This window comes from Mesorhizobium sp. M0159 (genome assembly GCF_040322295.1).
Lineage (GTDB): Bacteria > Pseudomonadota > Alphaproteobacteria > Rhizobiales > Rhizobiaceae > Mesorhizobium.
Window position 1 is genome coordinate 19,961 of sequence record NZ_JAMYTF010000042.1, and the last position, 21,424, is coordinate 41,384.

General features: G+C 63.0%; 21 protein-coding genes, 2 pseudogenes and 1 riboswitch. Of the genes and pseudogenes, 13 read left to right on the forward strand and 10 right to left on the reverse strand.

What is annotated here, in order from left to right; translation table 11 throughout:
- Window positions 1-250: 250 nt before the first annotated feature.
- Together NKJ32_RS28050 and NKJ32_RS28055 are read left to right on the forward strand one after the other, a co-directional pair.
- Window positions 251-1,399 (forward strand): Gfo/Idh/MocA family protein, encoded by a 1,149-nt coding sequence (locus NKJ32_RS28050; RefSeq protein ID WP_352587457.1) that lies wholly within the window; start codon window positions 251-253, stop codon window positions 1,397-1,399.
- An 18-nt stretch (window positions 1,400-1,417) separates the two neighbouring features.
- Window positions 1,418-2,404, forward strand: coding sequence for an alpha/beta hydrolase (locus tag NKJ32_RS28055; protein ID WP_352587454.1), 987 nt, complete (start codon window positions 1,418-1,420; stop codon window positions 2,402-2,404).
- Here NKJ32_RS28055 and NKJ32_RS28060 read toward each other — a convergent pair.
- Window positions 2,392-3,414, reverse strand: a complete 1,023-nt coding sequence (locus NKJ32_RS28060) for a LacI family DNA-binding transcriptional regulator (protein ID WP_352587529.1) — start codon at window positions 3,412-3,414, stop codon at window positions 2,392-2,394. The genes NKJ32_RS28055 and NKJ32_RS28060 overlap by 13 nt on opposite strands.
- 264 nt (window positions 3,415-3,678) lie before the next feature.
- On the opposite strand from NKJ32_RS28060, the gene NKJ32_RS28065 reads away from it, so the two are divergent.
- The gene (locus tag NKJ32_RS28065) at window positions 3,679-4,629 is read left to right on the forward strand and encodes a sugar kinase (RefSeq protein WP_352587451.1); all 951 of its coding nucleotides are present in this window, start codon (window positions 3,679-3,681) and stop codon (window positions 4,627-4,629) included.
- Between the two features lie 8 nt (window positions 4,630-4,637).
- A complete protein-coding gene (locus NKJ32_RS28070; protein ID WP_352829528.1) occupies window positions 4,638-5,912 on the forward strand; it encodes a D-tagatose-bisphosphate aldolase, class II, non-catalytic subunit in 1,275 nt (424 codons plus the stop codon).
- Window positions 5,913-6,414: 502 nt separating this feature from the next.
- Here the strand turns inward: NKJ32_RS28070 and NKJ32_RS28075 are convergent.
- From NKJ32_RS28075 to NKJ32_RS28105, 7 genes and pseudogenes are all read right to left on the reverse strand, one after another.
- On the reverse strand, window positions 6,415-6,651 hold the full coding sequence (locus NKJ32_RS28075; protein ID WP_023679460.1) for a thiamine pyrophosphate-dependent enzyme: 237 nt from the start codon (window positions 6,649-6,651) through the stop codon (window positions 6,415-6,417).
- A 224-nt stretch (window positions 6,652-6,875) separates the two neighbouring features.
- Window positions 6,876-7,469, reverse strand: a complete 594-nt coding sequence (locus NKJ32_RS28080) for a HupE/UreJ family protein (RefSeq protein ID WP_352647928.1) — start codon at window positions 7,467-7,469, stop codon at window positions 6,876-6,878.
- A gap of 47 nt (window positions 7,470-7,516) precedes the next feature.
- Complete coding sequence (locus NKJ32_RS28085) at window positions 7,517-8,056, reverse strand: hypothetical protein (RefSeq protein WP_352829530.1); 540 nt, start codon at window positions 8,054-8,056, stop codon at window positions 7,517-7,519.
- A 2-nt stretch (window positions 8,057-8,058) separates the two neighbouring features.
- A complete protein-coding gene (locus NKJ32_RS28090) occupies window positions 8,059-9,267 on the reverse strand; it encodes an agmatinase family protein (protein WP_352578214.1) in 1,209 nt (402 codons plus the stop codon).
- 10 nt (window positions 9,268-9,277) lie between these two features.
- The gene (locus NKJ32_RS28095; protein ID WP_023679465.1) at window positions 9,278-10,087 is read right to left on the reverse strand and encodes an ATP-binding cassette domain-containing protein; all 810 of its coding nucleotides are present in this window, start codon (window positions 10,085-10,087) and stop codon (window positions 9,278-9,280) included.
- Window positions 10,084-10,962 (reverse strand): ABC transporter permease, encoded by an 879-nt coding sequence (locus NKJ32_RS28100; protein ID WP_352587526.1) that lies wholly within the window; start codon window positions 10,960-10,962, stop codon window positions 10,084-10,086. The genes NKJ32_RS28095 and NKJ32_RS28100 overlap by 4 nt, the downstream gene beginning before the upstream one ends.
- 38 nt (window positions 10,963-11,000) lie before the next feature.
- A pseudogene (locus NKJ32_RS28105) lies at window positions 11,001-12,064 on the reverse strand (putative urea ABC transporter substrate-binding protein).
- Window positions 12,065-12,165: 101 nt separating this feature from the next.
- Window positions 12,166-12,281, reverse strand: a riboswitch (guanidine-I (ykkC/yxkD leader).
- 381 nt (window positions 12,282-12,662) lie between these two features.
- On the opposite strand from NKJ32_RS28105, the gene NKJ32_RS28110 reads away from it, so the two are divergent.
- The 7 genes from NKJ32_RS28110 (at window position 12,663) to NKJ32_RS28140 (ending at window position 18,183) form a co-directional block, all read left to right on the forward strand.
- Window positions 12,663-13,307 carry an NADPH-dependent F420 reductase gene (locus tag NKJ32_RS28110; protein WP_352578215.1) on the forward strand — a complete coding sequence of 215 codons (645 nt, stop codon included), beginning with the start codon at window positions 12,663-12,665 and terminating at the stop codon, window positions 13,305-13,307.
- Window positions 13,300-14,799, forward strand: coding sequence for an aldehyde dehydrogenase family protein (locus tag NKJ32_RS28115; protein ID WP_352637691.1), 1,500 nt, complete (start codon window positions 13,300-13,302; stop codon window positions 14,797-14,799). Before NKJ32_RS28110 ends, NKJ32_RS28115 begins: the two co-directional genes overlap by 8 nt.
- Window positions 14,796-15,566, forward strand: coding sequence for a type 1 glutamine amidotransferase domain-containing protein (locus NKJ32_RS28120; RefSeq protein ID WP_352829532.1), 771 nt, complete (start codon window positions 14,796-14,798; stop codon window positions 15,564-15,566). The genes NKJ32_RS28115 and NKJ32_RS28120 overlap by 4 nt, the downstream gene beginning before the upstream one ends.
- Window positions 15,567-15,712: 146 nt before the next feature.
- A complete protein-coding gene (locus NKJ32_RS28125; RefSeq protein ID WP_352829534.1) occupies window positions 15,713-16,057 on the forward strand; it encodes a hypothetical protein in 345 nt (114 codons plus the stop codon).
- 75 nt (window positions 16,058-16,132) lie between these two features.
- On the forward strand, window positions 16,133-16,927 hold the full coding sequence (locus tag NKJ32_RS28130) for a helix-turn-helix domain-containing protein (protein ID WP_352829536.1): 795 nt from the start codon (window positions 16,133-16,135) through the stop codon (window positions 16,925-16,927).
- 46 nt (window positions 16,928-16,973) lie between these two features.
- Window positions 16,974-17,189, forward strand: a complete 216-nt coding sequence (locus NKJ32_RS28135; protein WP_036239295.1) for a YdeI/OmpD-associated family protein — start codon at window positions 16,974-16,976, stop codon at window positions 17,187-17,189.
- 184 nt (window positions 17,190-17,373) lie between these two features.
- Window positions 17,374-18,183, forward strand: a complete 810-nt coding sequence (locus NKJ32_RS28140; RefSeq protein WP_352829538.1) for an MBL fold metallo-hydrolase — start codon at window positions 17,374-17,376, stop codon at window positions 18,181-18,183.
- 161 nt (window positions 18,184-18,344) lie between these two features.
- On the opposite strand, the gene NKJ32_RS28145 is transcribed toward NKJ32_RS28140, so the two are convergent.
- Window positions 18,345-19,214, reverse strand: a complete 870-nt coding sequence (locus NKJ32_RS28145; protein ID WP_352501394.1) for a LysR family transcriptional regulator — start codon at window positions 19,212-19,214, stop codon at window positions 18,345-18,347.
- A 235-nt stretch (window positions 19,215-19,449) separates the two neighbouring features.
- On the opposite strand from NKJ32_RS28145, the gene NKJ32_RS28150 reads away from it, so the two are divergent.
- Both NKJ32_RS28150 and NKJ32_RS28155 read left to right on the forward strand, forming a co-directional pair.
- Window positions 19,450-19,605, forward strand: a complete 156-nt coding sequence (locus NKJ32_RS28150; RefSeq protein WP_156937304.1) for a YjiS-like domain-containing protein — start codon at window positions 19,450-19,452, stop codon at window positions 19,603-19,605.
- Between the two features lie 10 nt (window positions 19,606-19,615).
- Complete coding sequence (locus tag NKJ32_RS28155; RefSeq protein ID WP_352578219.1) at window positions 19,616-20,599, forward strand: aldo/keto reductase; 984 nt, start codon at window positions 19,616-19,618, stop codon at window positions 20,597-20,599.
- Window positions 20,600-20,757: 158 nt separating this feature from the next.
- Here NKJ32_RS28155 and NKJ32_RS28160 read toward each other — a convergent pair.
- Window positions 20,758-21,424: pseudogene (locus tag NKJ32_RS28160) on the reverse strand (hypothetical protein); the annotation flags it as partial.

Sequence of the window (21,424 nt, forward strand, 5' to 3'; positions counted from 1 at the left end):
CCCGTCTCGGTCCCTGACCGCGACGGAAAGATCCAGTGCGCGCATGACCCACGGGATTCGCATCGGCCGTTGGCCGTTTTTTCATGTCAGTCATGTTCTCCTCCTCAAGGCTGGCGGCCCCCAATGCTGCGCCAGCCTTTTCACATGCTCTATAAAAATTTTACGCGCGTCAAGATTTAAAATGTTATATAGCGGCTTTCGACTATGAACCTTGCCGTAGCCAGGCCATGACCTAGAGGTACGATCTGAAATGCACAGAAAATCAAAGACAAAGCTCGGCGTCGGCGTCATCGGATGCGGCAACATCTCGATGACCTATTTGCGCAATGCGGCTCTGTTCGGCGGGGTAGAGCTCAGCGCCTGCGCCGACATTTCGGCCGATATGGCTGCGCTGCGCGCCAGGGAGCATGGCATCCGCGCACTCGGCGTCGACGCGCTGCTGGCCGACCCGGACATCGATCTTGTTCTCAATTTGACGATACCGGCGGCGCATTTCGACATTTCGCTTTCGGCGCTTTCGGCGGGAAAGCACGTCTTTACCGAAAAGCCTTTGGCGACATCGGCCGCCGACGGCCGCCGGCTGGTCGAGGAGGCGAGGGCGCGCGGGTTGCAGCTCGGCTCGGCTCCCGACACCTTCCTCGGCGCTGCCGGACGGCGGGCGCGCCGGCTGATGGATGAGGGTGCGATCGGCCGCGCTGTGACCGGCACCGCCTTCATGATGGGGCGCGGCATGGAGCACTGGCATCCCAATCCGCAATTCTACTATCAGCCAGGCGGCGGCCCGGTCTTCGACATGGGCCCTTACTACCTGACGATGCTGGTCAACCTGCTCGGCCCGGTCGAGCGCGTCATGGCGATGGCGACGCGCGGTCAGGAGGAACGTCTGATATCAGCCGAAGGTCCTTACAAGAACACCAGCTTCAAGGTCGGCACGCCGACCACCATCCTGTCCCTGCTGGAGTTCCGCTCTGGCGCCACCGTCACCTTCGGCGCGTCCTGGGACGTGTTCAAGCACTCCAACCATCCGATCGAACTGCACGGCACCGAAGGCTCGCTGCGATTGCCCGATCCCGACACATTCGGCGGCACAGTTTCGCTCTCGGCGCGCGGCGACTACTGGGCTGATTTCGCCAGCGAGGCCCAACTCTACGGTGCGCGCAACTGGCCCTATGTCGCACCCGACCGCGCCAACTACCGCATGCTAGGCGTCGCCGATCTTGCGCGGGCGCTGGCCGATGGGCGCAAGCCCCGCGCCTCCGGCGATCTGGCGCTGCATGTTCTGGAGATCATGGAAGCGATCCTGGCTTCGGGCGAAAGCCGCGGCTCAATTGCCGTCAATGGGACCGTCGACCAGCCGCCGCTGCTCGGCGAGGACGAGGCGGCAGGTCTGCTTGCCTGACGGGGAGGGAGATCCATGATGACATCGCCTTCAGCGCCGTCCCTGTCCCCACTCGACCCGGAAGCCCGGCATGTGCTCGAGCTCGGCCGGCAGGCTGACGCCTTGCCATTCGAGACCGGTACACCGCAACAGGCGCGCTGTGCCTACGAAGAAGGCCTTCCGGACCAGCAGGGTGAGCGCGAGCCGGTGGCTTCGGTCACTGAGCGCGCCATCCTTGGACCCGGCGGTTCGCTGACGCTCAGGATCTATCGCGGGCAGGACGCGCCTGATGCAACTGCCCCGGCGCTGCTTTACCTGCATGGCGGCGGCTGGGTGATCGGCAATCTCGATTCCCATGACGAGATCTGCCGCTGGTTCGCCAATATGGCGGCTTGCGTCGTCGTTTCGCCCGCCTACCGGCTGGCGCCGGAGCACAAATTCCCGGCCGCGGTCGAGGATTGCCGCGCCGTGCTCTCCTTCATGCAAGAGGCACCTGGCGATCTCGGCATCGACGCTCGGCGCATTGCCGTTGCCGGCGACAGCGCCGGCGGCAATCTCGCCACGGTGCTTAGTCTTCTCGCGCGGGGCGATCCTATTCCGTTGACCGCGCAGCTGCTGTTCTATCCCAACACTGATGCCGCGCAGACGGCGGACAGCTATCGCCGCTTCGCCGAAGGTTTTGGCCTGACCGCCTCGACCATGGCCTGGTTTCGCGATCACTATGTCCGCTATGCCGCCGACATCGACGACTGGCGCGCCTCGCCACTCAGGGCGGAGAGCCTCGCCGGCGCGGCGCCAGCCTTCGTCGCCATCGCCGGTCACGACATCCTCGCTGATGAAGGCGAGGCCTACGCCGGGCGTCTGCAAGATGACGGTGTGCCGGTCGTGCTGCGGCGTTGGCCAGGCCAGATCCATGGTTTTGTTTCCATGGGCCGCCATGGCACGGCAGCGCGACAGGCCGTTGGCGCTGCGGTCGCCGCATGGCGCGGCTTCGATTCGGCTTTTGGGAAAGATCAGGCCGACTGACGCATCACCAGCGTCGCATCGAGACTGACTTTGGGTGCGACCGCCGTGTCGTCCTCCTCAAGCACCGCCAGCAGCATCTCGACGCTGCGCCCGGCCATCGAGGCGAAGTCCTGCGCCATGGTGGTGAGACCGGGGCAGGTGTAGCGGCTGAGTGGATGATCGTCATGGGCGGCTACCCGCAGGTCGCAATCGCCCTTGCGGCCGATCTTGAGTCCGCGCGCATAGGCGGCGGCCATCACGCCAAAGGCCAAGCGGTCGTTGTTGCACAGGATGGTCTTTCCCGCCAGGCCGCCATTGTCGAGCATCGTTTCCGTCTGCTCGTAGCCGATCCGTTCGAAATCCCAAGTGTAGTCCTCGGTGTTGCCGATGACGACCGGCTCATGCCCGAGCCGCTTCATCGAGGCGACATAGCTCTCCAGCCGTTCCGGCGAGTTGTGGTTGACATGCGGGATGTCGAAATAGACCGGGGCGCCGCCGGACCGGCAAAGATAATCGACGATGGTCGAGACGCTCTGTGCGTTGTTGTTGCCGACGAACGGCGTCCCGCCTTCGAGATAGGTGTCGAAATAGACGACCGGGATCGCCTGCGTCAGCTTTTCCAGCGTGCGGTGGTCCGAGCGCACGCCGAGCGGTGCGATCAGCGCGCCGGAGACTTTCAGCGACAGGATCGTTCGCGTTGCCTCCACTTCGAGTTCGCGCGAGCCGTGCGAGGAGATCACGATCGGCCAGTAGCCCTCGTCGCGCAGCCTGAGTTCTATGCGGCTGACCATCTCCGAATAGAAGGGATCGGCCACCGTCGGCACCATGATGCCGATGCTGCGGGTACGCTTGCGGTTGAGGTTGCGCGCGAACAAATTGGGCTGGTAGTCGGACGAGCGCAGCGCTTCCTCGATGCGCTTTCGCGTCGCCGGCTTGACGCTGGTCGGATCGTCGAAATATTTCGACAAGGTCGGCCTGGAGACGCCACACGAGCGCGCGAAGTCCTCCATCGTCTTGTGCTTCATCGCCAGCGATTCCCCGCCTTCCGGAAACCTCGTTCCTTGTGCTGTCCGGCACCTACTTACGGTGCGCCGGCGTGCAACCGCAAGGCAAAATTTTACAGAAAACTGTAGCTGTTTTAACGCGTATAATAAAATTATTCCACGCGTAAATTTATTAATTGGCGCAAAAAGTGCAAGCCGTATTGACTCCGGATGTCGGTTGCCGCCAGGCACAATTGTGCGCGACTGAAGTCCGCAGTCGGACTGGAGCGAAACGCCGGGAGGAATTCCGCGATGAAGAAGCTGGTCTCAGCCGGCGAGATCCTCGTCGAGATCATGGCCGAGCGTATCGGCCAGAGCTTTCTCGAACCGGGCCCGCTGCTGGGGCCTTATCCGTCCGGCGCGCCCGCCATCTTCATCGGCCAGGCCGCAGCGCTCGGCCAACCCGCCGGCCTGATCGGCGCGGTCGGCGAGGACGATTTCGGCCAGTTGAACATCGAGCGGCTGCGGACCCTGGGAGCCGACGTGTCGGCGATCGCGGTTCACAAGGACCACGCGACGGGCACCGCCTTCGTCACCTACCGGGCGGATGGCAGCCGGCACTTTGTCTTCAACATCCGCAACAGCGCCGCCGGCCTGGTCGGGATCGATGCCGCTGCTACAAGCATGCTGGCCGGCGCCGACCATGTCCATATCATGGGCTCGTCACTGTTCTCCGACCGCGCCACCGATGTCGCGTTGTCGGCGATCCAAACGGTGAAGGCCAAGGGCGGGACGGTGTCCTTCGACCCCAACATTCGCCGCGAGATCATGCAGGCCTCCGGCATGCGCGAAGCGCTCGACCAAGTGCTCAAGCAAACCGATGTCTTCCTGCCGAGCGGCAACGAACTGTTCCTGTTTTCGTCGGCCGGCGACGAAAAGGGCGCGGTCGACGACCTCCTGCAGCGCGGCGTTTCCTGCGTCGTCCTCAAGAAGGGCGCCGACGGCGCCGCCTTCCACGACCGTCACGGCACGGTGGCCTTGCCGGGCTTTGCCATCAACGAGGTCGATCCGACCGGCGCCGGTGACTGTTTCGGCGCTGCCTTCGTCTCATTCTGGCTTCGTGGTGCGGCACCCGCCCAGGCGCTCATGATCGCCAATGCGTGTGGCGCGCTAGCCGTTACTCGCAAGGGGCCAATGGAAGGTGTCTTTCCGCTGGCCGAGGTTGAGGCTTTCGCAACCACCGCCGGGAGGGGCCGGCCGTGAGGGCCGCGATGCAGAGATTTGCCAGCATCGCGGTGAAGCGCGCCGCGGGTGAGAAAGGCGGCATCGCCTCGATCTGTTCGGCGCATCCGCTGGTGATCGAGGCCGCGCTCCGCCACGGCGCGTCGCGCGGTTCCGATGTGCTGATCGAGGCGACCTGCAACCAGGTCAATCACGAAGGCGGCTACACCGGCATGACGCCCGCCGGCTTCCGCAGCTTCGTCGAGGGCCATGCGCAAAGGGCCGGCCTTCCGCTCGATCGCCTGATCCTCGGCGGCGATCATCTCGGTCCCAATCCGTGGAAGCATCTTCCTTCCGCCGAGGCGATGACGAAGGCGAAGGCGATGATCGACGCCTATGCCGGCGCCGGCTTCACCAAGCTGCATCTCGACACCAGCATGGCTTGCGCCGACGATCCAGCCGCGCTTGCCGACGAGACCATCGCTGCACGCGCCGCCGCGCTTGCGGCCGTCGCCGAGGCGGCGGTCGAACGCATTGGCGGCGAGAAACCGGTCTACATCATCGGCACCGAAGTTCCGGTGCCGGGCGGCGCGCTCGAAGCGCTCGATCATATGCATGTCACCGAACCCGATGACGCCCTGCGCACCGTCGAGATCCACCGACAGGCATTTTCGCGCGCCGGCCTCGATGCTGCCTTTGCGCGTGCGGTCGGCGTCGTCGTCCAGCCGGGCGTCGAATTCGGTAATGCCGAGATCATCGCCTACGCGCCGCGGAAGGCGACGCAGCTGGTCGCCGTGCTCGGGCGCATGCCGCAATTCGTCTTCGAGGCGCATTCGACCGACTACCAGCCAAACGAGGCCCTTGGGGCTCTGGTGCGCGACGGCTTCGCCATCCTCAAGGTTGGACCCTGGCTCACCTTCGCGCTGCGCGAGGCGTTGTACGGGCTGAGCCACATCGCCGACGTGCTTGCGCCAGACCCGTCCCGTGAAAGCCTACCGGCGGCGATGGAGCGCGTCATGCTTGCCTCGCCGGACAATTGGCAGAAATACTATCCGGGTACGCCGGACGAGCAGCGCGTGCAGCGGCACTTCTCCTTCAGCGACCGCATCCGTTACTACTGGCCGACGCCCGACGCACAGCACGCGACACAGACGCTGCTGGATTTTCTGGGCGACAGGGACATTCCCCGCCCTTTGATCAGCCAGTATCTGGGGCAACTCGATGCCGAGGTTGCGGCAGGTCGGATCGAGCCCGTCGCGTATGACCTGCTGATTGGCAGCATCACCCGTGTCCTCGATTCCTATGGGCGTGCGACGTTACAGTAGCGCGGATCGTCCTAGATTCGCCGTTGCAGGGTCGAGCCGCGCCCGGAGGACGCGCGTGATCTAAGATGTGCGCTCAGCCGACACACGCGGAGGCTATGCCGGACCTTCGAAGTTGGGCTGCTGTTGGACTAATATCAGCAGGGCACAGCCAATTCGATGGTGAGAGCATCGCGGAACCATACGGAACGATACGGGAATACTTCTGATTTTGGCCCACGAAAAACCCAATCAAATCGACGTTTCTAGCACATCCTCCGGGCCCACCATTGTTATTATTTATCAATGACTTAGCGGTGTGTTTTGGTTCGGGTAGCCAAGTAATAACTGGCGAACCGCCGTCCATAGCGTTTGATTTTATTGACTTATGGTGGGCCTCCGGAGGCCGCAGATGTGTTGCCAGCCGCCGGTGGAGTGTCAGGATCGTTTATCAAGTGCTTGAACGACGCCGGCACGGTGTTCGGAATAGAAATCCGCGCATAGTCCCGTCGCAATCAACCTCGAATTACTGTCTGGATGCTACATCGGCCATCGCCGCACCCCACCCTGCGGCGATCTCGTAGCCCATGCGTGAGAAGCCGAATTCGCGATCGAATTTGTTCGGCGCTTTGACACGCCAGTTCTTCATGACCTCGCCCGGGAGGCCGCCAGCAGCGGTGACGACCAAGTCACGCTCGCCGGCGCGGAGTTCACGACGGCGATCATTTGGCGTAGCTGGGAACAGGCCGGCGACGTCAGGCAAGACCGTCCGGCTGCACCTAGGAAGTTAGTCGCGACCCACGGCGGACCGCTCCGTACGCGCGCGCGGCGTACGGCAAGCTGCTAGCCTCAATCTCCGGATGAGATCAGAGTCGCTCAGACCGGGTCTTCAGGATCTGGTACAGCACGTTTCGGATGCGCTGCCAAACGGTTAGCCGGTTGATCACGCCTTCGCCTCCTGTTCATCGCAGATGAATGGGCTGCGGTTCAGATGATCTGTGCCGCCAGCGCCACGCCGACCAACGACGTGCCGACCCCTGCCGTGCGGATGGCTCGCGGCCAGCGCCGAAGTGTTAGGGCGGCTAACGCGCCGGTCGCGTGAAGAGCCGAAGTAGCGATCACGAAGCCGACCGCATAAGCGATGCCGCTGGCCGTCTCGGGAATTTCGAGGCCATGGGCATTGCCGTGGAAGAGGGCGAAGAGAGCAGTCAGCGAGGCGGCCACAGCGAGCGGAAGCGGCTTGGCAAGCGCCATCATGGCGCCGAAGACCACCAGCGATAGCGTTATGCCGGTTTCCAGTGAGGGCAGGCCGATGCCGGCGATACCGAGCAGGGCGCCAGCGAGCATCGCCGAGACAAAGCACGACGGCACGATGATGATCCCCTTGCCGCCGGCGCGAGCGGCAATGATGCCTACAGCCATCATGGCAAGCAGGTGGTCCATACCGGTCAGCGGGTGCTGAAGGCCGTCTACAAACCCGTGGGCATGAAAACCGCCGCTATGGGCGAAGGCCAATGAGGGGATGAGGGTTGTGGCGGCTGCCAGGGCGAGTCTGCCGAAGAATGAAAGCGTTCTGTTCATGGTTCTTGACCTGTTTGATAGAGGTGCGATCGGTTCAAGGCCGGTGCTCATTGTCCGGCCCCTGGCATGGTGAATTGTGCGGCGCCGGACCTGTCGGCCAGAAGCCGCGCCTCGCCGAAGTCGAGGAGTCTTTGTCCCCTGCCGTCATGGTAGACGAAGGCCAGGCGGCGCCGGCGCGACGTCAGTTTCGCGGGCAGCGGGTGATAGGTGACGCCAGCGCCGCCGATCATCGGCATGACGGCGCCGACATCGACCATGTCCTGCGTCTCGACGCACAGGAGATGCAGCCGCATGCCGTCGGCGGTTTCGCCGACGAAGGGAATTCCGGCGAGGCGCAGGAAACTGGACGGGTCGGGCGCCCGCGAAAACCCTTCGAGAAACGCGATCTCGACGAGATCGAGATCCGTCGCCCGCGCGTCGGCGGGTTCGGGCGCATGGTCGTGCGGTAGATGCGGTGTCTGCCATTGCAACGGCTTGCCGGCCGGCCCGTTGTGGCCGACGGGGTGGGGATGGTGATGATGACCGTTCGGCCCGTGATGGTGACCGTCGCCATGGTCATGGCTGTGGTGGTGATGATCATCGTGCATGATCAAAAGCTCGTCGGCTTGTCGATGATGGATTTGTGTTTGCCGAGATTGCCGTGCGCGACCATCGAGCCCAGCGCCTCGACGACAACCCGCACGCCAAACAGCGCCGTGATGTCTGACGTGTCGTAGGGCGGCGACACCTCGACCACTTCCAGTCCGCAGATGCCGGGCGCCGACACTAGCCCGAGCAGCTTCAGTGCCTCGCGCGGCAGGAAGCCACCGGGCTCCGGCCAGCCCGTACCCGGCACGAAACCGCAATCGATGCTGTCGACATCGAAGGAGATGTATACCGCGTCGGTGTCCTTCCATGCGAGCTCGAGCGCGATCTCCGCCGCCTTCTCCAGCCCCATCTGTTCGATATCGGAAATCGTCAGCACGTTGGTGCCGCGCTTCCGCGCCTCGGCGACGCCGTAGCGCGGCACCTGCCAGCCGCCGATGCCGAGCTGCACCAGATTGGTGGCCGAGACGTTCGGCAAGTTGGTTGCCCAGTACCAGGGCGTCGTGTGCATACGTTCGTCGAGATCCTTTTCCTGAATGTCGATGTGGCGGTCGAAATGGATGATGCCGATGCGCTTGGAGGTCACGTCGGCGATACCGCGCACGCACGGAAATCCGATCGCATGGTCGCCGCCGAGCATGATCGGCAGCGCCCCGGAAGAGGCGACATGGCTGACGCCCTTGGTGATCTGGTCGAAGCTCTTTTCGAGATTGGCGGGGATGGTGAAGACGTCGCCGGCGTCGCAAAGCGTCATCTGCTCGCGCAGGTCGACACCGAGCTCGTAATTGTAAGGCGTGTAGAGCGCCGAGATGCGGCGCATGCCTTGCGGCCCGAAGCGGGCTCCGGGCCGGTAGGTGGTGCCGCTGTCGAAAGGAATGCCCATGACGGCAGCGTCATATCTGCCGACATCGCGGACGTTCTCGACATAGGGCGCCTTGAGGAAGGTGTTGATGCCGGCGAAATGCGGCAACTCGCCTCGCGCGAATGTCGGGATCGACTTGTCGATGATCGAATCCGATCCGGGCAGGCCCATGTCGAGTGCCCATTTCTGTTCCTTGCGCCAGCCATCCTCGGGCAGCTTTCCTTCCGCCTCGATCGACTTCCAGCCCTGCATGTCGCGGATCTCGAAGTTCGGATGGTGGAAGCGTTGGCGTGGCTGGTGGTCGGTGAGCCCGGCGCGACGATGCCGGCGTTCTGGACTATCTCTGTGCATGAAACCTCCTTCACGACGCCGTCGTCGCGATTGCGCTATCCAGTCGGGTCGTCCCGACCATCGCGGCCACTTCGGCCACGTCTCGTGCGGAAGCCCGGTGCTTGCGGTCGAGCTTCAGATCGTAGGTGATCGTCGCGCCATAGGCGGACGGGAACTGGGGGTCGTGGCGCACCTTGTCGAAGACCAGCACGCGGGTGCCGAGCTTGAATGCCTCGCCGATATCGTGGGTGACCATGACCACGGTCATGCCGTGCTCGGTCCAGAGCTCGGTGAGCAGCTCATGCATCTCGATGCGAATACCGGGATCGAGTGCGCCGAACGGCTCGTCGAGAAGCAGGATCTGCGGCCGGCCGAGCAAGGTCTGCGCGATCGCCAGCCGCTGCTGCATGCCGCCAGAAAGCGTGGCCGGATAGAGATCGCGCGCATGGCCAAGCCCGACCCGTTCCAGCATGGTTTCGGCTTCTTGCCTGGCGCTTTTGCGCCTGGCGCCGAAGACGCGGCCGAACGGTCCGCCCGAACGGAAGTCCTCGACCAGCAGCAAGTTCTGCAGCGCGGTCAGATGCGGGAACACGGAATAGCGCTGGAAGACGATGCCGCGCTGCGGCGTCGGTTCCGGCACGATCGGCTGGTCGCCGACGACGACCACGCCGCCACTTTGCTGTTCCTGGCCAAGCAGGATGCGCAGGAATGTCGATTTTCCACAACCGCTGGCGCCAACCAGCGACAGGAATTCACCCGCTTCGGCGGAGACATTGACCCGTTCCAGCACGCGGGCGTCGCCGTAGCTCTTCTCCAGCCCATGGACGAGGATCCGGCTCATCTGGTCCGCACCGGATGCGCCCAGGGCGAGATGATGTGAGAGAGCCGCACGAGCAGCCAGTCGGTCATCACCGCAAGCAGCGTGATCCAGGCGACGTAAGGCAGGATGACGTCCATCGATAGGTAGCGACGAACGAGGAAGATGCGGTAGCCGAGCCCCTCGGTGGAGGCGATGGCTTCTGCCGCGATCAGGAACAGCCAGGCCGGCCCAAGCGCCAGCCGTACGCAAGTGATGAGGCGCGGCATGACCTGTGGCAGCACCAGCCTGAGCACCATGGTCCAGCTGTTGCCGCCGAGCGTCTGTGCCTTGGCGACGAGCTCCGGCGGCAATTCCATCACCCGGTTGGCGATGTCGCGCACCATGACCGGTGCGACGCCGAGAGCGATCAAGGTGATCTTGGCCGTTTCGCCGAGGCCGAGCGCAATGAACAGGATCGGCAGCAGCGCCAGTGGCGGGATGACGCAGACAACTGTGACCAAGGGCAGCAGAAAGGCCCTGACGCGCGGGATGAAACCTATGGCGACGCCGAGGCTGAGCGCCACCAGCGTGGCCATGCCGACTCCGGCGAACAGCCTGATCAGGCTGGCATAGGTGTCGGCCCACAGGATCAGGTCGCCGGAGCGCTTGTCCGGCACTGTCGCCAGGTCTGAAAAGGCCGACCACATCTGTGCAGGGGAGGGCAGCAGCTTGTCGCTGGGATTGACCGCCAGCCTTTGCGACGAAGCGAAGAGATAGGCAATCGCCACGGCGGCAAACGGCAGCGTCCCAAGCAGCAACGCTCCGCCGCGCGAGACCGTCGCGTTGATGAGGCGAAGCCGCGCTTTCGGCCTGCTAAGTTGCAGGCGCGCGACTTCGGGGCCTGCTGCGGCCTGCATGATGCCGGTTCCTCTGGCTAGCATGTCGCGCTCCCGCGTCAGAGCGTTCCGCCCGCCGCCTCTGCCATAAAGGCCTGATCGAAGCGCAGCTTGACGTTGTTGACGTCGCCCAGCGTCGAGCCGTCGGGGAAGCTCATGCCGATCACGTCGACGCTCGGCGCGTTGGTACCAAGAATGCCGTGGCTGAACAGGAAGTTGCGCACCAGATCCATGGTCTTCGGCAGTTCGGCGCCGTTGGTGAATGCGACCGCCTTGGCCGGCTCGAAGAACATCGCCGTTGATGCAAGCTGAGCGTCGAAACCGGCAAGATCCGTCCCCGACGCCTTGGCCATCTCTTCCTTGGCCGCCTTGCCTTCGGGCGTACCCGACGTCATCAGCGCCATGGCTTCATACCATGCACCGACAAGCGCCTTGCCCAAGGCCGGATTGTCCTTCAGCGTCGCGGTGTTGACGACCATCATGTCGATGATCTCGCCGGGGATCTCAGTCGAATCGAATACCTTGTGGGCGCCCGGCATGGCAGCGATTTCCGAGACCAGCGGATTCCAGGTGACGACGGAGGTGACGTCGCTGGTGCCGTAGGCAGCGACCATGTCGGCATCGGAGGTGTTCACCACCGTAATGTCCTTTTCGGCCAACTCCACCGTCTCCAGCGCGCGCGCAAGTAGGTAATGTGAGACGGAGAGCTCGACGAGATTGACCTTCTGGCCGGCAATATCCTTGAGCGCGGTCTTGTTCTTGAGGATGACCGCGTCGTTGCCGTTGGAGAAATCGCCGACGATCAAGGCCGTCGTGTCGACACCGCCGCCGGCCGGGATCGAAAGCGCATCCATGTTGGTCATCGAACAGCCGTCAAAGCCGCCGGCCGTGTACTGGTTGATGCTCTCGACATAGTCGTTGATGCGGGTGATCTCGACATTGATGCCGTATTGTCGGCCCACTTCTTCATGATGCCGCTGTCGGAAAGATAGCCCCACGGCATCCAGCCGACATAGATCGACCAGCAAATCTTGAAGTCTTTCTTGGGCGCCGCTTGCGCGGCTGAGATGAAGGGGAGGCTGAGTGATGCGGCTAGGATGATTGTGGCCAGTTTGCGAAACATTACATACCCCTGTTTGCGATCCGGATTGCGTCCGAACGTCTGTTGGGGGGTTCACGGAGCGCGCATCCGGGAGAGGTTCGCGCCAGCAAACCCGTGCAGGGTTCTCCCGGGATTTTGGCCCGCCGTGTTCCGCCAGATGCCTCAATGCATCTCAAGCGGTCGCGTCTCTTGGACCAGCACCGTGATCGACACGGCCGGAACCCTAGACGCTCTGCACATGAATAACGAAGCAAGGGGCGTGCCAGTCCGGAAAGCCGTCCTGAGGCGGCCTTTCCCCGGATTTGCAGGCAATCGCGTTATGCTGATGCCACAAAAGTCATCGCAACGCCGACGGATTAGGCAAGGAAAATCTAGCGTCAACCAATATGAGCAAGCTTGTGCCCTGGGGACCTCCGCTGATCGCACCCTGCTCTATGGTCGCCCACACATACATGCCCAATAGGGACACGTTCGGGAAGGGCGTGAGCGCGCGGCGGATCCGGATGCCAATTGGCGCCGACCCATGTGACGAGTGCGCCCGATCGTGCAAGGGCAATTCGTGAAATAAGCGCGACTGCAATGATGCTAGGCAAGCCCGATCGCGTGTCGGGAGGCAGTTGTGAAAGTTGCGATCATCGGACCAGGCTCGCTCGGGAAGGCCTTGGCGAAATGTCTTGGCCTCGCCGGGCACGAAATTCGCCTCAGCTTCAGTCGTGACGAAGGCAAGTTGCGCGCAATCGCGGCAACCCTCCGTGTTGGCTTCGGTGCCCCTGACGAAGTAGCGAGATGGGCCGACGTAATTGCCCTGGCGACGCCATGGCCGGCTCTCGAGCTGGCGATGGACGCGCTTGGCGATTTGTCGGGCAAGATCGTCTGGGACAATACCAATGCAGTCGCACCTGACCTTTCCACGATGCTGCTAGGCACTACTACGTCTGTAGGCGAGGAGGTTCAGAGGCGCGCGCGGGGCGCCCTTGTCGTCAAGTGCATTCCGACCTTTGCCGAATTGCTTGACAGGGATGATCCGCGTCTCAACGGCGATCCGGTGACGAGCTATGTCGCCGGCAATGACGCAGATGCCAAGGCGGCGGTTTGCCGGCTTCTCGCCGATCTGCCGACAATACCGGTCGATGTCGGCGATCTCACGGCCTCGCGCCTGATCGAGCCGATGATGCTGCTATTGGTCCAGCTCGCCTATCGGCGCGGGATGGGGCCGACAATTTCCTTCAATCTCATTCGACAGGACGGACGGACTCATGACTGATTATCTACCCGCGCGGCGCAAGGCGATTCCAGTAGGACGTCTGCTGATCGATGGCCAATGGCGCGATGCCGTCAGTGGCGAGACTTCGACGACTTTTGATCCGACCACGGAGGCGGCGATCACCGATATTGCGAAGGCGGACGTCACCGACACGAGCGATGCCGTCGCGGCCGCGCAGCGGGCTTTCGAGCAAGGACCCTGGGCGCGGATGCATCATGAGGAGCGCGCCAAGATCCTGTTTCGCATCGCCGATCTAATGGACGAGCGGGCCGAGGATTTCGCGGTGCGCGAGGCGATGGATATGGGTATGCCCTATCGCGATTTCCGCGATATCATCATGCCGCACTGCTCAGGACTGTTCCGCTTTCATGGCGGGCTCGCCATGAGCGCGATGGACGGCGCCTATCGTACCAGCTACGAACCAAATATCAGGATCCTGACGCGGCGCGAGCCGCTCGGTGTGATCGCTGCGATCACCCCGTTCAATTTTCCCCTCGCGCTGTCCTGTTCGAAAATCGCGCCGGCACTCGCGGCGGGTAACACGGTCGTTCACAAGCCTGCGACCGACACGCCCCTGACGGCCCTCGCCTTGGCGCAAGTGATCCTCGACGCGGGCGTGCCGCCAGGCGTCTACAATCTCGTCACCGGCCCGGGCGGCACCATCGGCGACGCGTTGGTCAACGATGCCCGCGTCGGCAAGATCGCCTTTACCGGGTCGACCACCGTCGGCCAGGGCATCATGCGCAACGGTGCCGGGACGATGAAACACCTGACCATGGAGCTCGGCGGCAAGAGTCCCAATATCGTTTTCGCCGATGCCGATATCGATGTCGCGATACAGGCAGCCTTCTGGGGCATCTTCTGGAACAAGGGCGAAGTCTGCGTCGCCGGATCGCGCCTGCTGGTTGAACGCGCCTGCTATGACGAGGTCGTCGAGAAGCTGAGCGCCATGGCGAAGTCGGCGACGCTCGGCGATCCGCTGGACCCTGCGACGATGATCGGGCCGATCGCATCGCGGGGCGAGTATGACAAGGTCTTGAGCTATGTCGAAGAGGGCAAGCGCACCGCGCGACTGGCCGCGGGCGGCGGCACCCGCCAGGTCAACGGCAAGGGCCTCTTCATCGAGCCGACCATCTTCGCCGATGCGACCAACGACCTAAGGATATCGCGCGAAGAGATTTTCGGCCCTGTCCTGCCGGTGATTCCATTCGACAGCGAGGAGGACGCGATCCGGATCGCCAACGATACGAGCTACGGGCTCGCCTCGGGCATCCAGACCAGCGATCTCGGCCGCGCCTTGCGGCTCGCCGACCGGATCAAGGCAGGCACGGTCTGGCTGAACTGCTGGCACAAGTACCATCCTAATGCGCCGTTCGGAGGTTTCAAGATGAGCGGCTATGGCCGCGAGCAGGGCCGCGAGGCGTGGGAAAGCTACACCCAATACAAGACGATTTGGGCGAATCTTGGCGAACCAGTCGAGATGGCGCGATGAGCGTGCGCGATTCCAACCCACTCGACCCGCGGCATCCTAAACGCGTCGCGATGGTCCTTTCAAACCCGGCTGTGTCAACCACCACAGGCTGGCCGGTCGGGTTTTGGTGGAGCGAGTTAACTCATCCCTGGCTCGCCTTCACCGAGCGCGGATATGGAGTCGCGATCTTCTCGCCTGAGGGCGGCAAATGCGAGGCGGATGCGTTGAGCGACCCGCGCGATCCGTCCGGCTATTCGGATACGGATCTGATCTCGCTCGGTTTCCTGTCGACGCCGAAACTGGCGGCGCTGGTGGAGACGACCCGGCCCATCGCAGAGCTGTCGGTCGACGCGTTCGACGCTATCGTCGTCGCTGGCGGCCAAGCGCCGATGTTCACCTTCGAAGGCGCAACTGAGTTGCAGCGGCTGTTCATCAACTTTTTCGCGGCCGGCAAGGTCGCGGCCGCCTTGTGTCATGGCGTCGCGCTGCTGCGCTACGCTCGCCTCTCAACCGGCGAGCTGCTGGCCAAAGGGCGCACTGTTACGGGTTTCGCCAATGTCGAGGAAGACTTCGCCGACAATGCCGTCTGGGAGATGGGCGCGCTGCCGCACGGTACGCATCTGATGCCATGGCGGATCGAGGATGAGATGCGTGCGCTCGGCGCGAACTATATTCAGGCCGGGCTGTGGCGCGATTTTGCCGTGCGCGACGGCAATTTGATCACCGGCCAGCAGAACTTCTCCGGAGCGGCGACCGCCCGTCTTGTCATCGAGGCGCTCGGTGGCTGAGGACCAAAGACCGCTCCTGTCGGTGAAGTTCGGGAGACAAACTCGCCGTCAGGACGGGCGATGCCAAACGACATCGGCCCAATAGGATCCGGGGTCCGTCCAAGAACTCCACCTCAAACAACCACTATCAGCAGCGAGGATGAACCATGGCCGTAGTGACGACACTTGATATTGCCGGCCTGACGGCCGAAGATTATAGCCGCATCCTCGATCGGATCGGCGTGGAGAAACGGCCCGCTGGCGGCATCTACCAGCACATCGCGCATGCCACAGACGATGGTTATCGCGTCATCGAGATATGGGACGACAAGGCAGGCCTGGAGCTCTTCTTGCAGGACACATTGTTTCCCGCCGCACAGGAACTGCAAGTTCAGCGTGAAATGACCATTATGACCCAGACACTGCACAACATCTTTGTGCCCCGGATTAGTGAACTGACTGCCCTGGCAAATGATGCGCCTGGTGGACCAGTCAAACGGGCAAAAGTGTAGGCATCAAGGATCGAGGATGCGGCGATCGATCATCGAAGTCCTGGAGGAACTTGCGTCCGGACGCCCGGTACAACGATGGTGACCGCGGCAAGTGCAAAGAGGTTGTTCTTTCCTGCCGGCGACTATCGCCATGCGCCGGCCGGAGTCGTTCAGCTGCGTGTGATTCGCAGCGGTTCATCCTATGCAGAGATCGATCTTGGCCGCGGGCTGCGGCGCGTCTTCACCCGCCCCGGCGACCTGCTGCTCAGTCTTCCCGAGCGTGCCACGCGGTTCAAGATCGAGGAGCCGCGAGAGCTGACGATGATCACCGTTGACTCCGCGCTGGCGTCAAGGCTCCTGGTATCCGCAGGCGGGACCCCTGAGGACCTGGTAATCCTGACCGATCGACCGATACGCGATTCGCTGGTGGCCGAGTTGTGCCGACGCCTCGAAGGCGACGCGCCAGCCAACGCGGTCGTCCGCGAATGGACGCTGGGCCTGGTTTTCGCGAACCTGCTCCGTCTCGGGCATGCACGCCAGCGGCCGCAGAAGTCTCCGGTCCTAACCTCGCAGCGGTTCGACCGGGTCCTCGCTGCGATTGACGGCGATCTGGAAAAGGGGGTGTCGATCGACCATCTTGCCGGCATCGCGGGAATACCACGACGCGCCTTCACCGCCGCCTTTCGCGAGGCGACGCAATTGCCGGTACATCAATTCATTTTACGCCGCCGCGTTGATCGCGCGGTCGAGCTTTTGGAAAATAGCGATCTGCCGCTGGCCGAGATTGCTCAGCACGCGGGTTTCACTCACCAGGCCCATATGAATCGCGTCGTGACCCGATTGAAAGGGCTGTCGCCAGGCCGGCTGCGGTCTCGCAGGCGCGACGGCTGACTTGTGATCTATTCCAGCATCAGGATTCGAATGGCGGAGATGTGAGTTGCTGAAACGTCCGTTGGCTAAGATGCCCGACAGTTTGCGTGCAGAGCTCGAGGCCGCAAATCTGATGACTGCTTTCGAGCAACGGCCTCCCTATCAGCGCAATGATTACTTGCATTGGATCGAGCGCGCCCGTCACCCGGAAACACGCCGAAAGCGCATAAATCAGATGATTGACGAGCTTACCAAGGGAGGAATCTACATGGGAATGCAATAAGAGCTGGCATCGCCGCGAAGCTAGCAGATACGTCAACGATCATCTTCCGATCCGTGGCCTATCGAGATCGGGTGCTTTCCGCATTGATCTTCATCGGTTTCCCCACGTTTTTGCGCAGAGGATGCAGAGAGCCAAATAGTGACAATCGAACCTATCCTCCTTTTCGTTTGCGGCAGGTGGCCATATGATCGTGACATCGCAAACCAATAACGTGCTCGGCAGCACGTCAGGAAGGTGGCGCGTCTGGTCGCTCTCGGACGGTCACATCGAGATGCCGGCGGACCTTCTGCGGGACCCGCAGGATAATCCGGTGCCGCAAGCTGCGTTGGCAGGGGCGCTTCGCCTGTCTGTCAATTGCTTCGCCCTTGCAGGTCCAGGCGTTGACGGCGTTCTGATCGACAGCGGAGGAGGGGGCTGGGCCCCGACAGTTGGGCGTCTTGAGCAGGCCATGGCGGAAGCCAAGATCGACCCGGCTTCGATCACGGTCTTGGCGCTCACCCACGCCCATCAGGATCATGTGCACGGACTTTTGACCCCCGACGGCCGAGCGCTCTTTCCAAACTTGAAGGCGATCGTAATTCCCGAGGCGGCTGTGCAGAGCTTTTTCGCTTACGCGCACCTTGCGCAGTTCCGGCCCCTGCTGAAGCCTGTCCAGAATGGCGACCAGGTGGGTGAGCGATTGAGGGCGGTCGCCTTGCCCGGTCATGCTGCCGGTCATACCGGCTACGCGTTCGACACGGACGAGGACCGTTTCCTATTCTTCGGGGACGTCGTTCATGTGCCGGCCTTGCAGTTCGGCAATCCCGCGTTCAGTTGGGGCTATGACGACGATCAGCTGACCGCGCGCGCAACCCGCCTAAAGGTTTTCAGTGACGCGGCCGAGGCGGGGACGTGGATCGCCGGCGCGCACCTTGGCTGGCCGGGCATCGGCCGCGTGCTGCGTAAGGGCGAAGCATACGGCTATGAGCCGGCAGGAGGACGAGTGACCGGATAGGCGGCCCGGTGCTGATCGGTTTATACCGCTCTCTTCGCCCAAGGCAAGGATCTCGACGAGCAGCGCGTCGCACTCCGGCGTCCTCAACGGCGGCGCTACCATCGTCCGGCCCACCAAAATATCTGATTTTGATCCACTGGCGGCCGATCGATGCCTGAGGCTTACCGGATCGGCGTCTCGCCGCGAAACAGCGGCTGGTGCGCCCGCATCAAGGCGGCGATCCGGTCGGCGACTTTCCGTACCGGCGGGGAATGACGTTCCTCGTGATGGGTGACGATCCATTGGTCGGTTTCAAGTTCGGGGATAGGCTGAGCAACGCGAACCAGCCGCGGATCGCCGTCACCGACGAAGCACGGAAAGACCGAAAGGCCGGCGCCGGCGGCCACCAGTTCGCGCACCGAATGGGTGTTGTTGCCGCGTACGGCGATGCGGTCGCCGTGATGGGCTTGCAGCCAGCGCGCCGAGGCAATGTTTGCGCCTTCGCCGGTGACGCCGACGAACAATCCGGCGGCGATGCCGTTGATCAGGTGACGTCCGGAATAAATGGCGTGGGCGACCTTGCCGCTCTGACGGCCGGCCAGCCACTGCTCGGTCGGGCGCTCGCTGCGGATGCCGATGTCGGCGGCACGGCGGCCGATGTCGACCCGGTCGGTGGTGGTGACAAGCTCTACCCTTATGCCGTCATCGACCGTCCAGATCTCGCCGATATGGGCGGAAACGAAGGCCGAGGTCCATGGCCCGGCCGAGACGCGGACAATGCGGTCGGGCAGGTTTCCCTCGCGCCAGCGGGTCAGCGACTGCATTGCCGCCTCGACGTCTTCGGCGCGCCGCAGCAGTTCCTCGCCGACCGGGGTCAGCCGGTAGCCGGTCTGCTGGCGCACGAATAGAGGTTCGCCGATCTGCTTTTCGAGCGCGGTGACGCGTCGTCCAAGGGTGGCTGCGCTGAGGCGCGTTGTTCCCGTCGCTGCGCTCAAGCCACCCAGCCGCGCAACGTCGAGAAACAACCTCAGATCGTCCCAGCCGATATCCATTTTGCAGAAATGAAAAACTCCTTGCGACCGTGGCTGTAGCGCAAAGCGGGCATCGTGCGCAAGTATGCAGGCATTGGAGGCGTTGGACAATCCTGCCCGGCGGGACAGGGACAAGCGCCTCGGCTGGCCAAGAAGCGAACTGAACCCTTTCGATCGCGCATGCGATTCGCGCAGAGGTTTTGCGCTTCCGACCAACCCAGGCGCGCAGGCATTCTGCGTACCAAAGGAGACGATCATGTTGGATGAACTTCGATACCGTTTCGCCCGCTGGATTGCCTATCGCCAGACGCTTGCGAGCTTGAGGCAGGCCCGGGACAGCACACTGGCGGATGCCGGCATTTCTCGCGAAGAGATCCGCGAGCGTGCCCGCCACGCCAGCTTGCGTCGTTGAGGAGCCGGGCATGCAGATGATGATGCTTTGGGATGGCCGCTCGGTACCGCGCATCGGCATCGGCACCTGGGCGGCGGGTGGCCCCGCGCGTTGGCGTGACACGGCGACAATCTATGGCGAGGTCGACGATATCAGGTCGCAAGCCGCGCTGGCGATGGCTTATGAGATCGGCGCGCGGGTGTTCGACACGGCTGCCGCCTACGGCGCCGGCAATGCCGAACTGATCCTCGGGCGGGCGTTGAGGGGTAAGGACGAAGCCGTCATCGTCACCAAGGTCGGCTATTTCGGCGATCCCGAAACGCGTAAGATCGCACCCGAGGATGCCTCTGCCGCGGCAATCCGGACATCGATCGACAATTCGCGGCAGCGCCTGCAGCGGGATTGTATCGACGTCGTGCTGCTACATATCAACGAGTATCCGATCGAGCGCGCCGGCGAGGTGTTCGATACGCTCGGCCTGTTGCGCCAAGAGGGCAAGATCGGCGGCTTCGGCTGGAGCACCGATCACCGCGAACGGCTTGCCGCCTACGCGCCGCGCGAGGGGTTCGTCGCCGTAGAGAACGACTTCAATGTGTTTACCCCGGCGAACGAGCTGATGGCCGTTGCGGCGCGCGAGAACCTCGTCTCGTTCAGCCGGCTGCCGCTGGCAATGGGGCTGCTCACCGGCAAATACACGCCGGCCATGCGGCTGCCCACCAACGATGTGCGCGGCGGGAATGCCGAATGGATGGTGTTTTTCAGGGATGGCGCCGCCAACCCGCACTATCTGTCAAGGCTCTCGGCAATCCGCGACCTGCTCACCTCGGGCGGACGCACGCTTGCGCAAGGCGCGCTCGGCTGGATACTCGCCAAGTCGGCAATCGCCTTGCCGGTTCCCGGCTTCACGCGGCCCGAGCAGGTCGAGGACAATCTCGGTGCGCTGGAGAAAGGGCCGCTGCCGGCAACGGTGATGGCCGAGATCGACGCAGTGCTGAAAATTGCCGAGACCGCCTAGTGCGGCGAATCCGAAATTCGCATTGGCGATAATGCGACCAACTTCGATCTCTCTGATGTCTGCCGATATCGCATTTTTCTTAGTCAAGCTTCCGTGGCGCAATTGAACACGGACGGAGCGGCGGACACGCTCGAGTTGAAGGTCCGCCGCTCCGGTTTTCAGATCAAAGAGTGATGCTGCAACGGGAGATGGGTAGCGAGCTGCGCTTGAGCTGCGCCGCCGACCGCGTCGCTGTCGAGAGAGAGCGACCCGGTTGAGCTGTCAAAGATGATGTGGTGGGAACCATCATCCGTAGCCGTACCAGCAGGGGAAGTATGCAATGAAAGCCCGCCCGACTTAAGCTCGGTAAGAGCGGCTTGATCGAGGTGGAGCTTGTCCTGAAGCTTGCTGAAGTCGAAGGCATCGTTGCCTCCGTGGCCAGACATGATCTCGGCGGCGGCGCCGTTTTTTGCCTGGGCGCCGACACTTTCATCGGGCTGGACGGTTTGCGCGAACCCGTGGCGGATCAGGCTGGTTGCCGTCTTGTCGGATGGATCGTTGGTCGGGAGAAGTTCCGAGCCGGCCGAAAGAGAATGGCTCAACGAGGCCAATATGCGGTCAACGTTGCTGCCCTCGCTTACCTTGTCGCCGGCATTATCGTGGGTGGTGTCAGTCGAACTGCCATCGCTGGCGAGGAGGTGAGAAAGCGCGGTCTTGCCATGACTGCCATCGCTGGTGGTGGCACCGGAGGCGGCGGTATCAGTCGAACTGCCGTCGCTGGCGAGGAGGGGCGACAGCGCGGTCTTGCCATGACTGCCATCGCTGGTGGTAGCGCCGGAGGCGGCG

Bases quoted from the DNA above. Each gene is read 5' to 3' on its own strand.
- NKJ32_RS28050 (WP_352587457.1), top strand. From the start codon at position 251: ATGCACAGAAAATCAAAGACAAAGCTCGGCGTCGGCGTCATCGGATGC.
- NKJ32_RS28055 (WP_352587454.1), top strand. From the start codon at position 1,418: ATGACATCGCCTTCAGCGCCGTCCCTGTCCCCACTCGACCCGGAAGCC.
- NKJ32_RS28065 (WP_352587451.1), top strand. From the start codon at position 3,679: ATGAAGAAGCTGGTCTCAGCCGGCGAGATCCTCGTCGAGATCATGGCC.
- NKJ32_RS28070 (WP_352829528.1), top strand. From the start codon at position 4,638: ATGCAGAGATTTGCCAGCATCGCGGTGAAGCGCGCCGCGGGTGAGAAA.
- NKJ32_RS28080 (WP_352647928.1), bottom strand. From the start codon at position 7,469: ATGAACAGAACGCTTTCATTCTTCGGCAGACTCGCCCTGGCAGCCGCC.
- NKJ32_RS28085 (WP_352829530.1), bottom strand. From the start codon at position 8,056: ATGCACGATGATCATCACCACCACAGCCATGACCATGGCGACGGTCAC.
- NKJ32_RS28090 (WP_352578214.1), bottom strand. From the start codon at position 9,267: ATGCACAGAGATAGTCCAGAACGCCGGCATCGTCGCGCCGGGCTCACC.
- NKJ32_RS28095 (WP_023679465.1), bottom strand. From the start codon at position 10,087: ATGAGCCGGATCCTCGTCCATGGGCTGGAGAAGAGCTACGGCGACGCC.
- NKJ32_RS28100 (WP_352587526.1), bottom strand. From the start codon at position 10,962: ATGCAGGCCGCAGCAGGCCCCGAAGTCGCGCGCCTGCAACTTAGCAGG.
- NKJ32_RS28115 (WP_352637691.1), top strand. From the start codon at position 13,300: ATGACTGATTATCTACCCGCGCGGCGCAAGGCGATTCCAGTAGGACGT.
- NKJ32_RS28120 (WP_352829532.1), top strand. From the start codon at position 14,796: ATGAGCGTGCGCGATTCCAACCCACTCGACCCGCGGCATCCTAAACGC.
- NKJ32_RS28125 (WP_352829534.1), top strand. From the start codon at position 15,713: ATGGCCGTAGTGACGACACTTGATATTGCCGGCCTGACGGCCGAAGAT.
- NKJ32_RS28130 (WP_352829536.1), top strand. From the start codon at position 16,133: ATGGTGACCGCGGCAAGTGCAAAGAGGTTGTTCTTTCCTGCCGGCGAC.
- NKJ32_RS28140 (WP_352829538.1), top strand. From the start codon at position 17,374: ATGATCGTGACATCGCAAACCAATAACGTGCTCGGCAGCACGTCAGGA.
- NKJ32_RS28145 (WP_352501394.1), bottom strand. From the start codon at position 19,214: ATGGATATCGGCTGGGACGATCTGAGGTTGTTTCTCGACGTTGCGCGG.
- NKJ32_RS28150 (WP_156937304.1), top strand. From the start codon at position 19,450: ATGTTGGATGAACTTCGATACCGTTTCGCCCGCTGGATTGCCTATCGC.
- NKJ32_RS28155 (WP_352578219.1), top strand. From the start codon at position 19,616: ATGCAGATGATGATGCTTTGGGATGGCCGCTCGGTACCGCGCATCGGC.